General features: G+C 36.9%; 14 protein-coding genes. 2 read left to right on the top strand and 12 right to left on the bottom strand.

Features of this window, described 5'->3' with window-relative positions:
* Window positions 1-95: 95 nt before the first annotated feature.
* From NHE85_RS12850 to NHE85_RS12835, 4 genes are all read right to left on the bottom strand, one after another.
* The gene (locus tag NHE85_RS12850) at window positions 96-569 is read right to left on the bottom strand and encodes a hypothetical protein (RefSeq protein ID WP_252812538.1); all 474 of its coding nucleotides are present in this window, start codon (window positions 567-569) and stop codon (window positions 96-98) included.
* Window positions 570-703: 134 nt separating this feature from the next.
* Window positions 704-1,393: a hypothetical protein gene (locus NHE85_RS12845; protein ID WP_252812531.1), complete on the bottom strand. Its 690-nt coding sequence runs from the start codon at window positions 1,391-1,393 to the stop codon at window positions 704-706.
* A 2-nt stretch (window positions 1,394-1,395) separates the two neighbouring features.
* On the bottom strand, window positions 1,396-2,250 hold the full coding sequence (locus NHE85_RS12840) for an AraC family transcriptional regulator (RefSeq protein ID WP_252812529.1): 855 nt from the start codon (window positions 2,248-2,250) through the stop codon (window positions 1,396-1,398).
* Window positions 2,251-2,299: 49 nt separating this feature from the next.
* Entirely contained in the window at window positions 2,300-3,010 is a 711-nt protein-coding gene (locus NHE85_RS12835; protein WP_252812512.1) for a hypothetical protein, read from the bottom strand.
* Window positions 3,011-3,311: 301 nt separating this feature from the next.
* Here NHE85_RS12835 and NHE85_RS12830 point away from each other — a divergent pair, with 301 nt between their 5' ends.
* Together NHE85_RS12830 and NHE85_RS12825 are read left to right on the top strand one after the other, a co-directional pair.
* Window positions 3,312-4,958, top strand: a complete 1,647-nt coding sequence (locus NHE85_RS12830; RefSeq protein WP_252812510.1) for an AraC family transcriptional regulator — start codon at window positions 3,312-3,314, stop codon at window positions 4,956-4,958.
* 306 nt (window positions 4,959-5,264) lie between these two features.
* Window positions 5,265-5,618 (top strand): hypothetical protein, encoded by a 354-nt coding sequence (locus NHE85_RS12825; protein WP_252812508.1) that lies wholly within the window; start codon window positions 5,265-5,267, stop codon window positions 5,616-5,618.
* 612 nt (window positions 5,619-6,230) lie between these two features.
* Here the strand turns inward: NHE85_RS12825 and NHE85_RS12820 are convergent.
* The 8 genes from NHE85_RS12820 to NHE85_RS12785 form a co-directional block, all read right to left on the bottom strand.
* The gene (locus NHE85_RS12820) at window positions 6,231-8,831 is read right to left on the bottom strand and encodes a carboxypeptidase-like regulatory domain-containing protein (protein WP_252812506.1); all 2,601 of its coding nucleotides are present in this window, start codon (window positions 8,829-8,831) and stop codon (window positions 6,231-6,233) included.
* A 54-nt stretch (window positions 8,832-8,885) separates the two neighbouring features.
* A complete protein-coding gene (locus tag NHE85_RS12815) occupies window positions 8,886-9,638 on the bottom strand; it encodes a GLPGLI family protein (protein ID WP_252812504.1) in 753 nt (250 codons plus the stop codon).
* Between the two features lie 324 nt (window positions 9,639-9,962).
* Window positions 9,963-10,268, bottom strand: coding sequence for a hypothetical protein (locus NHE85_RS12810; protein ID WP_252812502.1), 306 nt, complete (start codon window positions 10,266-10,268; stop codon window positions 9,963-9,965).
* A gap of 764 nt (window positions 10,269-11,032) precedes the next feature.
* Window positions 11,033-11,767 (bottom strand): hypothetical protein, encoded by a 735-nt coding sequence (locus tag NHE85_RS12805; protein WP_252812499.1) that lies wholly within the window; start codon window positions 11,765-11,767, stop codon window positions 11,033-11,035.
* Window positions 11,767-12,936 carry a zinc ribbon domain-containing protein gene (locus NHE85_RS12800; RefSeq protein ID WP_252812497.1) on the bottom strand — a complete coding sequence of 390 codons (1,170 nt, stop codon included), beginning with the start codon at window positions 12,934-12,936 and terminating at the stop codon, window positions 11,767-11,769. Before NHE85_RS12800 ends, NHE85_RS12805 begins: the two co-directional genes overlap by 1 nt.
* Before the next feature lie 236 nt (window positions 12,937-13,172).
* On the bottom strand, window positions 13,173-13,835 hold the full coding sequence (locus tag NHE85_RS12795; protein ID WP_252812495.1) for a hypothetical protein: 663 nt from the start codon (window positions 13,833-13,835) through the stop codon (window positions 13,173-13,175).
* A 246-nt stretch (window positions 13,836-14,081) separates the two neighbouring features.
* On the bottom strand, window positions 14,082-14,795 hold the full coding sequence (locus NHE85_RS12790; protein ID WP_252812494.1) for a serine protease: 714 nt from the start codon (window positions 14,793-14,795) through the stop codon (window positions 14,082-14,084).
* 132 nt (window positions 14,796-14,927) lie between these two features.
* On the bottom strand, window positions 14,928-15,224 hold the full coding sequence (locus tag NHE85_RS12785; protein ID WP_252812492.1) for a hypothetical protein: 297 nt from the start codon (window positions 15,222-15,224) through the stop codon (window positions 14,928-14,930).
* Between the last annotated feature and the right edge of the window lie 396 nt (window positions 15,225-15,620).

The following is a 15,620-nucleotide window of genomic DNA, read 5'->3' as shown; positions in this document are numbered from 1 at the left end:
AAAAAGCGAAGGCCATCCGCCGTTGCCATCCCCTTCTTTCTGTCACCTCCTCTTACTGCTGCGGGACGAACAGGGGCATAGCCTTCGCTATTGGGTTATTTTGTCTGCCAAAGGGTTTCGGCGAGCGTTTCATTCATAAAGGTGAAACCGTGCTGCTGGCTTTCCGTGGCAATGAACTCGTTAATGGAAGGCCGGAAGGTCGATTGGCCCAGGACGGGATAATCGTTTACGATGGCTTTAAGGCCGTTTGTTACGGTCTGCTGGTCTGCCTTATTTTCAAAGGACTCTATAAGGCTCTTTTTGACACGGTCGACCAGTTCCTCGATAATCTCATAATCGGTAACCGTCTGTTGGAATTCCCCTATTGGGGTCAGGTTACCACCGCTCTCCATAATGGCGGATGTGGCGTTGGGTTCTGCCGAGTCCGGATTGCCCATGGAATGGAAAGGTGCACCTGCAGCGGCCCTGATCTGCGGAAAGTAAAATTTCAGCAGCAGGATGGTGTAGTAGAGAAACAGTACGGCGGCTGTAACCCTAAGGTAGGCAGCCCATGTAAATTCGGTAAACATAAGCATCGTTTTTTTCGTTCAACATTCATCATCTTCATTGCGGCAACACCGCTAAACTCATTTTACAGTACCTAAATTACATGTTGGGATTGGCCTGTAAAAGAACAACTTTCACTTGTGCCCCAAGTTGTTCCTCAGTAGTCCTTAATTTTCCGTATCATGTTTTCCAGAGCGCTTATACATGCTTGCCGGTCCGGTTCCTCAGGACTGTAGGCCTTACTGCGGATGGCGTCGGCGGAAAGTTCATTGCGCTGAGCAGTGGCCAGGTGCGGCACGATAGCCTTGAAGACGGCATTCATCGAGCGGGCTTTGAGGATTTGGGCCTCATCGGCAGCCCGCAACATTAGGGCGAGCTGGTCGCCGGAAAGGTTGCAGTATATTTTCATCCGGTCATGGGACGGTTTTAATTGAACTACAGGCATTTCAGGCAAATCTTCAGTAGCTGGCGACAGGTAATGGGAATACCGCTGCTCAATAAACGTAAGTAAGTTACTAACGGAGCTCACGATACGCTCCTCCAGTTCCCTGAACGGGTCCGGGCCGGCAGCAGCTGCCCTGTTTAGATAGCCCATAGCCTGTTCTTTAAGGTGGGTCAGGGCGGTATGGTATTTTTGGACGAGGTGGCGTACCTGGTTGTCTTTAAAAAGGGCAAATACCTTATCGTTAAGCTCCTGCTCCACCTGCTGGCTTTCCACGGAAACATTCTCCAGCAAAAAGGCTATATCCTCCGCGCGCAGTTCCTTACGGTACTGTCGTGCGGGATTAAGGGTGACCGAGATCAGGGCATCCAGCCATTCCAGCGAATAGGTGCGCGCGGTACTCATGGCTATCTGTTCTTTCGGTTACGGTAGGCTTCAGGGGTTAGCCCGCTGTGGTGGCGGAAAAAGTTGACAAAGGCAGAGGACGAACTGAAATGAAGCGCCTCGGCAATGCCGTAGACGGGTGCATCGCTACTATCCAGCAGTTCCTGCGCCAGACGGACAAGAGCTTCCGAAATCAATATCTTTGGGCTCTTTCCGGTGAGCTGCCTGACGGTTTTGGTTAGGTTGCCACGCGTCATGCACATTACATCAGCATAATAGCCAACCTCATGATGCATGCCGGCCTGTTGTTCCACAAGGCGGAGAAAGGCGATGGTTAATTGCTCCTTACGTCTGACAGCATTCGTGAACCGGGATTCGGTATGCGCCCGCAACTCCAGCAAACAGTTCAGCAGCAGGTTAAAGGTAAGGGTCACTATGGTTTCGGCGTGATGGGGTGTGCCTGACTGCTGGTGTTTCCCGAGTAACTGCAAGAGCTGGCAGATAATCTCGAAGTGAAACGTATCGGCCATTAGGCTATACAGCTCTTCCTGCTCCAGGAATGCTGTAATCGTAGTGTTGCGGGCAGCATAGAGCGTTTGTGTCAGGTAGGTTTCGGTAAAACGTACCAGCCAGACCATTACCGTCTTCCCGCCTGAAGCTTTCATGTAGCTGTCCGGCGGTACAATACAGACATCCATTGCCACGGCTGTTAAACCCTGAGTGCCGCTGTTTACGTGAAGCTGTCCTTCAGTTACCACAATGATATGGTAACGGAAATACTGCATCCCATAAAGAAAAGCCAGCACAAAAGCATCGCCCCGCAATTGCAGGCGGCGTACCTGAAATCCGTTATCCTCAAGCGATGTAATCAGGACCATCACAGTAATTTTTAATAAAAACCCGGAAGTGAACCTCCGGGAGCAGTAGTCAGTTGTCGTAAATATCAGTCACAAAGGACAGTAGTAAGGCCTGTGGCGATGATTCCAGTGCGCCGTTTGCCGCAGCGGCATAGTGACCGGTCATCCACTCCCAGTCACGGTCCCTTTTCCTTTTTCGCCCGTTGTTATATACCGCATTGCGCATGATAGAAGTTGCCATAAGCATGGCATGGCGCTCAGTAGCGGTCAGGTTGGGCGCGGTAATAATCAATGCCTCGGTCGCCATAATAGCCTGGCAGGCTTCCTGATAGGTGCCGTCACTGGCTTTCAGTACCGTCAGTTCGTCTGCAAGTGCTACATACAGGTCTTTGCCAGCTGTGCTGTACCCGAAAGAAAGATGGGAACGCAGGTCGGCTGCATCGATATTCTGGTACACCTGCACATCGGAAACGCTGATCGGGTCATACGCCGAAAAGTCATCAAGGGCAAGGAAATCGGCATTGATCCATGCGAGGGTCTCACACTGTTGTATCAATAGCGGCAAGGTGGCAGGTTTGGTGTTTAAAAGCTCATACTCCTGTAACAGTTCGCTATAGAGGGTTCCGATAAAGTCCTCGGGATTGGACGGGTTTGCCGGTAAGCCGGCACCGTTTTTATAAGAAAGGCCGGATACGGAGAATTGCTGTTGTGCAGGCGCAATGCCATCAGGGCTGCAACTGGCCAATAGTAGTACTAATGTAATTGAAGCAAATACCTTCATAATGTAACGTTTAATGTTCCTGAATCAGTTATTCAGTTCCATTCGCCCGGGGAGCGGAACAAGGAAATTAATTCCCTTTCGCTTTGAATTCAGGACAAATCTATTTTACATCATCAAGGGCTACAACAGTTTGGCTGTGCCATTCCTGTATAGCAGGCTGTGCAATTCGGGAATTCCACAGCCTAATTTTATCGTATTGTTAAGTTTTTATTAACAAAGTATAACGTACATTTGAAAAGCAGTCTCCCATTTATATCAAATGCACCTTTGTAGTGTATAGCTATATAAAAATGTTATGAAAATGAAATTTACGGGAACCATTATCTGTGTTTTGATTGTTTCATTAGCCGCTGTACAGCCTTCAGCGGAGCCCATTTCTTACGAGGCACTTTTGCAGCAGATTGACCTTTATCAGGGAACAGAAAAATCCTGGCCGTATCTGCAGGCGTACCTAAGGAAAGCAAAAAAAGAAAATAACACCACTGAAATTGTTTTTGCCTACAGGGAAATGCTGCATGAATGCCCCGAAGCACAGCGGCTGGTGTATGCGGACAGCCTGATTACTGCCGCAAAACAGTCCGGCGATAATGACCTTATAGGTGACGCCTACCTAACACGTGGGATTCTATTCTACAAGCGCAACGGCCACCGGATGGCATTGGATAATTATGTACAGGCCAATAGCTACCTGGTCAATACCCAAGACCACTACCTGAAGAACAAGGTAAAATACAGTATTGCACAGATCAAATACTATCTGGGCTACTACCACGAGGCCATTGCACTTTTCAACGAATGCATTGCCTATTTCAGCAAAGAAGAATCCCTGCCCTACCTTAAGTCATTGCATTGCCTGACGGTCTGTTACACTTTTGTGGGGAATCTGGAAAAGGCGGAGGAAACCTGCCGCCTTGCACTGGCTCATAGTGCGCAGTTGGGCATTAGGGACCTGCTGCCCTATCTGGAAAGTGCGATGGGTGTTATTGAGCTGGAAAAAAGTAACTACGGCACCGCGGTCAGGCACCTTTCCTTTGCCCTGCCTGAGATACAAAAAGACGGGGATTATGCCAACGAGTCTATTGTTCACTTTAATTTGGGGAAAGCTTACTGGGAACTGGGTAATTTCGATTTGGCTGCCCTCCACTTCAGGAAAGTGGATACGATCTTTGCGCGCAAAAATTTCCTCCGGCCGGACCTCAGGCGTAGTTACGAGTACCTCATTAAATACTACCATCAAAAAGAGATGCCCGGCATGCAGCTCATCTATGTCGATCGGCTCTTGCAGGCAGACAGTATGTTAGGCAGGGAATTCCGCTACCTGATTAAAAAAGTCTATAAGGAATATGACACAACGGAATTGCTATCGGAAAAGCAACAAATTCAGGCCAGCCTTAACCACAGCGAAGGGTTAAGCCTTGCCTTTAAGGCAGCGATACTGGCTCTCGCTGTCGGTATGGCAGTTTTATATTACCGGCACAAAAGGCTGCGAAAGCAGTATCGCAAACGGTTCGACGAATTATTAAAAAACGAACCTGCCACAGTTATCGAAAAGCAATCACCTACCGGGACGCTGGATATCAATCCGGTGATTGTAAACCATATTGCAAGGCAGCTGAAAGAATTTGAGGACAAGCGTGGTTTCCTGAAAAAAGATCTTACCGCAACCAAACTAGCCGAAGCTTTTGAGACCAACAGCAAATACCTATCCCGGGTGATCACTGCCCGACGGGGCAAGAACTTCACCCATTACATAAATGATTTGAGGATAGACTACCTGATTGCCCGTTTGAAAGCAGAGCCACAGATCCGAAAATATGGCAACGGAGCTTTGGCCCAGGAAGCAGGTTTCAGCACAGCGCAGCACTTTGTTACGGAATTTAAGAAGAAAACGGGAATGCCGCCAGGTTATTTTGTGGAGCAATATGATAAATCTGAAATGAAAAGGTAGCCGGATAGCATGGAGGAAATATGGTAAGAGGAGTGGCAGCAGGATGAAACAGAGAAAGCAATGCAATCCTTAAAATTTACTGGGCAGTAAATGGATAGCGTTGGCATAAGGAATTAAAACTTGTTTTTAGCTTCCCTAATTATTATATTTGCACTGATTAATTATTGACCCTTTTAGGAGGGTGGATTATAAAAGTCCCGATGTGGTTGTCGGGGCTTTTTTTTTGCAGAAATACTGGGTAACAAATGGCTGTTTTCTGATAGTTTAATTTAGTTTTGTGACTTTACAAATCACAACTAATTTAAAATGAAGAAATTTTTTATAACAGCTTTACTACTTGCTTCTCTAACTTTTCAGGCACAAACGGTTAACGATATACCTTTAAAAGATATAAATGTTGAATATATCGAAATCGTTGGCTCTTCAAAATTCATGTCAACCAAACTAAAAGTGGCCTTAGATTTTGGGCAGCATACAAAGATGTTTTCTTCTGGTAAAGAAACACTGCTTAAGGACGCCGATGGTAAAGTGGTTGAATTCAATTCAATGATTGACGCGCTTAATTTCATGAGCGAAAATGGTTATGATTTTACAACAGCTTATACCGTTACAGATGGTGACGAGAATATTTACCACTACATCTTACGTAAGAGAAAATAATTTGTTACCATACCGTTAAACTGCCTCCTAACGAACGCTTATTTGTATAAATTCGCAACCGCCTTTTAATAGGCAATATTGTTGATTGCTATCTTTAGATAAGGTAGCTTAGTTGGTTTAGCCTCTCTGGTGGTTCGGAGAGGTTTTTTTTTACCTGTGTTACATTAACAACCTAATTACTTCCTGTTGCTACTGCTTTTCATGGCGTTAATTTTGTTCTTCTTGCAAAATTTAGATACCTTACGAAAATTATAAAATAAACTATTGATATTTAATATGGAAAGCTATAAACGCAGAACAATTGTAATATTTTTTAATTGGTTTTTATGCACGGCAATTATTTTTTCGCTGCTGGGGTGGTTTGATAGTAAAATTAGCGTAGTACAGATACTAGGAAATGTTGTAATTTGGGCTATTGCCTGTATAGTAACTATATATGTTGAAAAAAGACGCATGAATAAATTGAAGAAAGAGGATTAGTATGCTTAATAACAACAGGCGACTATTATGAAACAGTAATTGCCAGGCTATAAATAGTGCTATTCTCAACAATTACAGTCGATTTATATACAAAAATGATTTTTGAAATTCACTGTTAATAATAATTTTGCCTTAAAATCTAACCTTGAAAGAAAACAGAATATATCTCTGCAATAAACGATATGAAGTTGATGAATATCCATAGTCTGAAATAGCGTAAGACGTAAAAGTTTTAACATTAAACAAGTTTCTCGCATCAAGGCTTATTATATATTTTTTATCCTTAAAAAAATAACTACTTTCTATATCATTGAAAAAATAGTTGTTATATTTATCCTGACCTCCAAAATTGTAATGATCAGTTCGAATTTTCAATGTAAGATAATCTCCATGCTTATACATCAAATCCAAAAAGCTGTTTTTTGTGGTATTATGGAATGTTTGTTCGGATTTCGTTTGTGAAAAACTCCAATCTGTGCCAATATGAAAATCAAATGCGCCATTAAAATTACTTCGCCAGCTTAAAGTATAATTTTGATTATAAGCAGCATTTTTACGTAAGCCAGAATTGTTTACAATATTATAATAAATAGACCTGCCGGCCTTAATATCAAGCATAATACTGCCTTTTAATTTTTTTATTATATAGTGGGACCTGAAATTACCATATAGTCGGTCACCTCCTTTCATTGCAAAAGCATTTGTAAGAGCACTATTTTGCTCAAGGGTGTTACGATACCTGATTGCATCGTTTTGTTTTGAATAATCTACACCCCATGAAAAATTATAGCGGTTAAGATAATGTTTAGTTGTATATTCAGCACCTACCGAACTACTTTCGAGCTGATTAAAGTCTCCAAGACCTTTTGAAAAACTTCGCGAGGATGATAAGAGATAGGCATCGTTGACTTGTAATACTGTATTGTTGTGTACCCTGTGATTGTAATGAGCAAATATTGTATTTTTTGTATTTATTACATATATCCCATCGAGCATTAAGTTAATATAAAATGGATTTTGGGCTTTAATTATGTTATTTATATTTTCAAATCTATTGAAAAATTGATGGGCACTTAAATTACCGGTAAGTGATAACTTTCTTAATTTCCAAGTATATGCACTACTAGCATAAAGATCTCCAACATGGAGTTGTGAATTGGATTGATAATCCTCGGGAAGTACAGTGCCGGAATCGGAGAAAAGCCTAAATGCTGTTTTAAGGAAATCTCTGTTGTCGTCATATCCAATTGTAAAAGCTATAAGATCCTGATTTATTTGTCTTAACTTGAAGTCAGCTTGAAACCCAAAATACTGTCTTTTGTTACTTACATCATTGCCAACATCGGTTATATTGTCAACTGTAAATAAGTCGCCAAGTAGATAATCATTTATATGATATCGCTGAGGCAATTTATCGGTTAAAAACCTGCCTTTAAGTAATAATGCAGTATTCTTATTCCATTGTTGTGTATAGGTCAATTTCTGGTCTAGATAAGTATGCGTGGTATTAAGATCTTCGAGAGTAGTAATAGTGTTAAAATTAAGGTCATTTCTGAAATCATTTGTTCCCTTGTTAAAAGTTGAGGATGATTGGAGCATCATCGTTTTGGATATATCGTAATTTGCAAAGAGGTTTACATACCCCTTTTTAATTTTGTTTACAGAGACATCAGTTTCAGTATTTTTAAAGTGCGTTCCAGGTAATTCTACTGCGAAATATGAACTATTCCATGCCTTAAGTTCATCAGAACCTAAATATCCTTTAACTTGAAGCTTAAATTGTGTAGTAACCGGAAGGATTGTACTGAGCGTAACCATTTTGGCATTATTGAACAATGAACGTTTCTGATCCAGAAATGTCGTACCAACGTTTGGGCTCATTACCGTCGATGTACTGTAGCCTCTTCCTATTGATTCCATCTCGTTAGAATCAAAAATCATATCATTTATATTTCCAACATTATCGTAACCGGCATTATTGCCGGTGGTAGTGAGATATAGTTTATAAAATTTACTGAAATTCATCAGGTTACCTCTAATGTTGTAGCGGTTATCGTTACCATATCCGACAGCTAGGTCACCAAACCATATATTTTTATATCGCTCATCAATAGTAAGGTTAAGGGCAACCTTTCCTGAATCTTCAATTCCTTTTAATAGCTTATTGTTGGAATAGTCTTGTAGTATTTCAATTTTATCTAAAGGTTGTGTTGGCATGTTCTTGGTTAGAAGCGAGTAACCCCTGCTGAAAAAATCATCACCATCAACCATTACCTTTTCAACTTCAGTTTTTCCATAAAAAATCCTGCCATCATTTAACACCGTAAGACCAGGGATATTTTTCAATAAATCCTCCACTACTGATTCATGGCCAGTTGACAGTTTTTTTGCATCATAAATCAATGTATCGCCACGTAATTTTACTGGCTGTTCATGCTCTATAATAATTTCACTTAGGACTTGCTTGGATTCTTCCAATATAAAATTAACGCTGACATTACCTTGCGAAATCTTTAGTGTTTTTTTTTGCTTTGTAAACCCCAGATAGATAGCTTCCAAAGTATAAGCACCTGATTCTTTGATATTAATAATATAACTTCCATCCGCCCCGGAGATTGTATAAGCAATAAGCTTATCTTCATCACTTTTTAACATCACTGAGGCACCCGGCAGTATTTCTCCCGATTCCGCGCTAACCTTACCTGAAATATACGATTGTGCTTCTGTTTCCAAAGAAATTAGAAACACAATAGAAAAAATTAAAAATTTGAACACTTGCAAGGAAAATTACTTGGTCTCCCATTCATATTTTAGTTCATAACCGGTCCTTATATTTACCGGCTCCCCCATATCCGGCATTAATTGTTTCATTTGCGCATTAAGATTAGCATCATATTCAGCTAAATCTTCTAGCAGTTTCTTTTTCGATATTGGGGTTTTGCTTTTTACCTTGACTAAGGTATTGAAATCCTTTTCAAAAACCGTGTCATTTTTAAATTCTATTTTTTCAATTCGCCAACCATATCTGTTAGATGCATCAGATGCCTCAACAATTAATCCCGGCAAACCATAAAGCTTCCAAGGGCCATAGTTAAGGGGGATTTCAGGTGCAAACCATGCTACCCAATCCCTACCGCGATAATTAGTGGTTGCTTTTATGCATTTATATTTACCAATGACTTTTTCTTCTTGAGATACATTCCATTGAAGGTTGGGATATTCATCTTTAACAAGAAGATACTCCGCTTGAAAACCTTCAATAGAAAGCACTTGCTTGTTGCTATGATCTATTTTTAAGTAATCCGTATTCATAGTTATCCGATTCGTTCGATTCGCTTCCTCTTTCGGATTATTGAATACTTGTGTGGTAAATTTTGGAAGAAAAATTGTAATAGAATTTTGTATATACAGTGTCGAAGTTAAAGTATTAGGACTTTCAGTATTATTGTATTCTGTATAATCTATAACCGCGTTATTATTCTGTTGTGAAAATGCGCTAAGTCCAAAGAAACTTAGCAGCATTAGAGAAAATAATTTCATAATTGTTTTTGATATAAGAAACAGATGGGCTACATAGACGCACAACCGTTAGTATTAATTATTGGAATTGTATTTAAATCGTAATAATATTAGTGGCTCCAAAGTATTCAACCCCACTAATAAAATCACATTAATTTTAGATAAGATTTCCCGTGTACTAAATTTCGTTTGAATAATTTTAATTTGCTGGTTAAGGTCAGTACAACCGAAGCGCGAAGTTCTTTCACTTCATATTTTATTCATTTCTATAAAACTTATAAAAAGCTAACTTCCTAAAACACAGGTGCGGTCAATAGACCACACCTGATTGAACTGTATTAGCAATTAATATAGATCATGTTCTGCAGTATATCCTGGAGAATTAGCTATTTGTGCGGTCCAAATCTTAACATTGTTTGCTGCCCAATTAAAACAATCTGTCCAATTAGCAGTAGTCCCATTGTAAGGAATAGTTTTAACTACCTCACCCCTTGAATTTTTGATCAAAATATTGTAAACACAAGGCATCACCTCATCTGTTGAGGTATTTTTGTCCGAAGATTTGATATCCACTATAGTTTCACAATTTTTAGCGAAACTTGTTGCAGTTAAAGCTAGGATAAGTCCAGCACTTAAAAAAACTTTTTTCATATTAATAATTAACTTTGGTTGAAATATCCCTTAAACGCGTATGGGTTGAGCGTTCCTTTTGTCCATTTTTTCTTTGGTCCAACAAAAGAAGACCGCAATTTATCGCGACTAAATATTTTAATTACCATAAACTGATAACGTTACATTAACTCGTTAAAAACTATGGTAATGAACATGAATCCAACTTATAGACCTCAAGTAAATTTTAGAAGTTGAATTTTTAATTATGATTTCTATAAAGGTAATTTGTAAAACATTGTGTACTAAATTGTTTTAAAAACTTATGTAATAAAATTCTGCTATTATTCAGTAAATCTAATATAAATTCCTGTAAAGTTGTTTACGGAAAACCACATGTTTTATCATAATTTTATGTTAAATTTTAATATTGCCAGTTATCGTAGCATATTGCATGTGAAGTTTGGACTGTACTTTTTAATGGATGTAATTCCTACCGCTTTTCATGGCGTTAATTTTGTTCTTCTTGCAAAATTTAGATACCTTACGAAAATTATACAATAAACTATTGATATTTAATATGGAAAGCTATAAACGCAGAACAATTGTAATATTTTTTACTTGGTTTTTATGCACGGCATTTATTTTTCCTTTGCTGGGCTGGTTTGATAGTAAAATTAGTGTAGTACAGATACTTGGAAATCTTGTAATTTGGACTATCGCCTGTATAGTAACTATATATATTGAAAAAAGGCGTATGAATAAATTGAAGAAATAAGTTCAGAAAATTAAATCAATTGAATCAATTATTTACCAGGATATTCTATCAAAATAATTATCTCTTCAAAAACAATTCTTAAATCAGTTTTCATTGTATCAATATCGGCTTTTCTAGCTTTAAAGCGCTTGCTATGTACACTTGAATCTGCTAATAACTTAATCTTTGGTAGATTTTCCTTAACTATTTTAGACAATTTCCATGAATTTTCTGAAACAGTAGTTTTAATCAAATCAGCAAGTTGAAAGTAATCTCCTCGTGGATTTTTTATTTTATTTTGTAAACCCTTTCTTTCAAATAATTCAATTATTAATGTTTCAGATATTTTTCGAAGCATAAAAAGACATGAATTATATAATTTATAATCATAACATATTGATGCTTCGTGGGCAAAAGCTTCTAAATAACTGGGAGTGTTTTCAAAAATCTCTAATGGATACAAAGAATTTGAAGCTGCTACTTCAATCTCTTTTCCAATTTCAGCTTCGATAAATTGACGTAAACTTGCGATTAATATATATCCTTTTTTTTTAGTCAAAAACTCTTGACTAGAGCTTTTTTTTGAGGAACTTCTCAAGTATTGCGCTATATTAGAATAAGGATTAATATGTAATGAATCGAAACATTTTGCTATATCTCTAGGGGTCACAGCCTCTAAATGTTCATTTACTTGCAAATAATATACAAAGTATTTTATCTGTTTAGATGACGCAATAGAATAAAAGTTATCAATTTTATCTACGAACGTTTTGAGCTCTATCATTATCGATCAAATAATTTTTCGAGTTCAACCTCCCCAAGTCTTGTTAATTTCCAGATCCCACTCCCTTGTCCTTCAAACCACTGAGTTTCATTCTTTACGTTGTTGATTTGTTGGATAAGATTATTTTTTCTACCTAATTTCAAAATTCTATATACATAGTCGACATTGCCAACAGTAAATGATTCTTGTTTATTGTAAACGCAAATGTAATATGCAACTAAACCAAAAATTTCTCTATTGCTTTTAGGCTGTTTCGATATATAAAAATCATGTAATGAAGGCTTCGAAGAAGTTTTGATTACATCTACTTCTTCCAATTGAATTTGCTTTGTAGATTTTACTGATCTCAATGATTTAGATTTACCTGTAGATTTCTTCTCAACGTCATTATTTTTCTTCTTAGTCTTTGATCCTTCATAAGCACCTTTAAACAATCCTGATTTCTTTCCAAGCACAAAATCTGATACTTCTTCAAGTTTATCAAATTCAATACGGTAAACTCCTTCACTTATTGTTGTCAAAAAAGCCTTTTTTACACCGTTCCAATTAGTACTAAAGTTTTTAGATCGTGAAACACTTTTCCTTTTGGAAAAATATGCACTTTTTACCTCTTCTTTGTCTAAAGTATCTTTACCATAATTGCTTTGATAAAAGCAGAAGATGAGTACCCATTCCATTTCGCTTAGGTTACTTCTTTTACTTAAAATATCTTCGATATGAGGATATGTAGTAATAGCTGTGTCTTGTTGATTTTTCGATTTTGATGCTAAAGGTTCAGTTACGCCACCTTGATATTTATCAAAATTCTTTGAATCATCATCAATTTGATAATCAATATCTTTGACATCATTCTGTGGAATGGAGAGTTGATAGCTCTGCGGTGCTGTGATACTTTGAATTAAAGTTTGAAAACCTTGTTTTCCCACTTCATCACTCACATTTACTTCACAAACAATGTCGTCCCCTTTTCTGCGATACGATAATGTATTTCTGTTTAAACCTGATTCGTTTAAGTTTACACTTAAGTTCATACCACATTCGCTGCAAAACTTTGCTCCTTCAACAATAAATGTCCCACATTGACATTTAACTTTATTACCACATTCATGACAAAAAGTAGCAGTTGACAAAATAGATGTAGAACATTTAAAACAGTTGATTTCCTTCATGATTAATAGAATTAGGAATAAATTTAATAATGAATTACTAACGATTTAGGGTCTCAATTTCTATCCAAAATTACTGACGTGTATAAACTCAAATGTAAATTTACAAATACAAGAAATAATATGAAAGTATTCTAATTGATAGGAATAAAGAAGTTTTCAACAAGTTGCTATATTATGTAAAGTTTATAATTCAAGGTTTACAATAATAGTTTATTCAGCCTAATATAACTATTATTCTAATTTGGATAACCTTCTATAATTTTCAATGTATCTTCAATTCCTCCTGCAATGGATTTTGCTTGATCCCTCAATTCAATATTTACATTATTTGATATTAATTTCATAAGTAAGCCGTTATATATGCTAAGATTATTTTTAATGGTCTTTGCTATAAATTTAGCTTCCCTTGGATATTCTTTGATGTGTTCGCCAACATACAACAGTAAATCTAATAACTCAACCATAATTATAATGCTTTGATTTTCGAAATTAAAAACTGATTGTCGTAAAATAATATTATTAGATTCCTCCAAAAGTAATTTTTGCGAGGAACCAAAATGTGAGACTGCTACTATAGATTCGTAAATTTTTCCGTCCGTGTCGACAAATCTTAACTCTTTAAAATCTTTTTTAATGACATCGTACCTTTGTATACAATAATCCTGGAAACGATTAGCCTGATTCGTCTGCATTTCATTGCGCCATTGTTCAGCTTGTCTATTATTTTGAATAATTTGTTCCTTTAAAGTTGCTACAATTAGTATTATTCCCAGAAAACTAATTATGCAGCTAACAGCTTCAAAAAAGGATGTGTCCTTTAAAAGTGTATGATCATTCTTATAGAATTTATATCCTATTATAAAAATTAGTATACCAGCGATTATGTATATTGTAAGCATAATAAAAAATTTCTTGTTTAATTATTTGATTGTTTTATTGAGCATGTAATGTAGATTAAAAATAAATCATTCAATTAAGTAAAAATACCAGTTTAAAAAATTATTAAAACACCTATAACTAGTTATTTAGCTAAACAAGAAAAAGATGTTTATGCATTTTAATTTTTTCATCATTTGATGATGTCATTTATCGAATTAATTTTATAGCAATTGTATGTAGAGGATCATTCATATCTAAACATTTGTTTATTGGCTCATTAATACACTAACTTCCATATGTAATTTAGCTATTTGGGCGATTGATATTGCAGTACCAATTCCTAAATTTAAATTTTTATACATTTGATTTACTAAAGTCTTTAAAACCTTAATGTGATCCATCCCATTCATTTGCATCACAATGTTATTAGTGTTACTATCTTGAAACTGTTTTAACAAAGTATCGATCTTACCCGCTTTAGCATTAACAATTCCAATTAAATTTCCAGCTGCATCAAACAAGGGACCGCCCGAATTGCCGTGGTTTACAGAAGCATCAATCTTTAAACTAAAAATTTTATTTTTCCACTCATATCCTGCTATATTTGCTCCAAGTGCAGTAATTGTGTTACTATATGCTGGGTATCCTAAAACAAAACATTCGGAGCCAATTTTTACGTCTTCAAGATTTTTGAGCTTAGCACCCTTGCCGATTATAACTCTGGTTTTTAATAAGGTAATATCTAAATCTGTATCATCAAATATAACATCAGGAACATGACCATGTTCATCTCCTTCTAAATATATCACAGTTTGAGTTCCTTGTATGATGCAATGAGAACAAGTCAAAATATAACTACCATCTCCTATTAGTATTCCTGACCCCGATCCTACTGCTTTTGGTTTCCCCCCATCACTTATTAAAGATATGATACGGACTACTGAATTATTAACTAAATCATATTGTTTTGAAAAATCCATATATTATATAATTTTTCTGAAAAAGTACGTCAAAAGAACATAACACAGATAAGTAAAAATACCTGTTTTATTTGGGTGAGTATTTTTCCTTTATTCATAAAAAAAGATGCTTTCGCATCTTTAATGTAACAACTACTTCTTTTGTCTGATTTTCTTGAATTCTCTTATTTCAATTTCTGTTATTGATTCGTAGATTTTTGCAAAGTCTGAAAGTGAGTAGCCCATTGCAGTAATTATCATTAATAATGTGGAAGAAGTAGGTTTTGAGTTTGCATTAAATGTATCAGATACTGTTCCTTTACGCATGTCGATAGCTAAAGCAATTTTATTGTAACTATCAGAAAGAAGCTCAGTGTCTTCACAATTGATAAGCTTACGTAAACTTGCAGCAATTCTAAATTTAATATTTTCTTCTAACTCTTTTTTCACAAATGCAATTAACAATAAGTAGAAAAAATAATCGGTACGGTTTGGCGTACCGATTATTTTTAATATATTTGATTCGGAAAACTGGAAAAACAGTATCCTTTTACTAATTTTGCGATACTTCTATAATTATAAGAAGCATTCGCTTTGAATCCCGCCATTGAAAACTGGTAATTTTTGCAACGGGAAGATAAGTGCAAATGCTCACGCCATACGGCGTGGGCTCACTTATTGTTGCACGGTATACCAGTACCTCAATGGCAATAAGATGAGTTTAAACCCACGCCTCCTTTTTAGGAGTTATTACTTCACTCTCAGCTTGTATTCTTAGCGCACTTCTTATTTTTTTAGCGGTTTTCGCAAACGTTGTAGTGTAACCTTTAACCCGTTTTGCGTATG

The sequence above is a fragment of the Flavobacterium sp. NRK1 genome (assembly GCF_024054175.1).
GTDB lineage: Bacteria > Bacteroidota > Bacteroidia > Flavobacteriales > Flavobacteriaceae > Flavobacterium.
Note: the sequence above shows the minus strand (reverse complement) of the source record. Positions and strands in the feature narration are given on the sequence as shown.

Bases quoted from the DNA above. Each gene is read 5' to 3' on its own strand.
- NHE85_RS12850 (WP_252812538.1), bottom strand. From the start codon at position 569: ATGTTTACCGAATTTACATGGGCTGCCTACCTTAGGGTTACAGCCGCC.
- NHE85_RS12845 (WP_252812531.1), bottom strand. From the start codon at position 1,393: ATGAGTACCGCGCGCACCTATTCGCTGGAATGGCTGGATGCCCTGATC.
- NHE85_RS12840 (WP_252812529.1), bottom strand. From the start codon at position 2,250: ATGGTCCTGATTACATCGCTTGAGGATAACGGATTTCAGGTACGCCGC.
- NHE85_RS12835 (WP_252812512.1), bottom strand. From the start codon at position 3,010: ATGAAGGTATTTGCTTCAATTACATTAGTACTACTATTGGCCAGTTGC.
- NHE85_RS12830 (WP_252812510.1), top strand. From the start codon at position 3,312: ATGAAATTTACGGGAACCATTATCTGTGTTTTGATTGTTTCATTAGCC.
- NHE85_RS12825 (WP_252812508.1), top strand. From the start codon at position 5,265: ATGAAGAAATTTTTTATAACAGCTTTACTACTTGCTTCTCTAACTTTT.
- NHE85_RS12815 (WP_252812504.1), bottom strand. From the start codon at position 9,638: ATGAAATTATTTTCTCTAATGCTGCTAAGTTTCTTTGGACTTAGCGCA.
- NHE85_RS12810 (WP_252812502.1), bottom strand. From the start codon at position 10,268: ATGAAAAAAGTTTTTTTAAGTGCTGGACTTATCCTAGCTTTAACTGCA.
- NHE85_RS12805 (WP_252812499.1), bottom strand. From the start codon at position 11,767: ATGATAGAGCTCAAAACGTTCGTAGATAAAATTGATAACTTTTATTCT.
- NHE85_RS12800 (WP_252812497.1), bottom strand. From the start codon at position 12,936: ATGAAGGAAATCAACTGTTTTAAATGTTCTACATCTATTTTGTCAACT.
- NHE85_RS12795 (WP_252812495.1), bottom strand. From the start codon at position 13,835: ATGCTTACAATATACATAATCGCTGGTATACTAATTTTTATAATAGGA.
- NHE85_RS12790 (WP_252812494.1), bottom strand. From the start codon at position 14,795: ATGGATTTTTCAAAACAATATGATTTAGTTAATAATTCAGTAGTCCGT.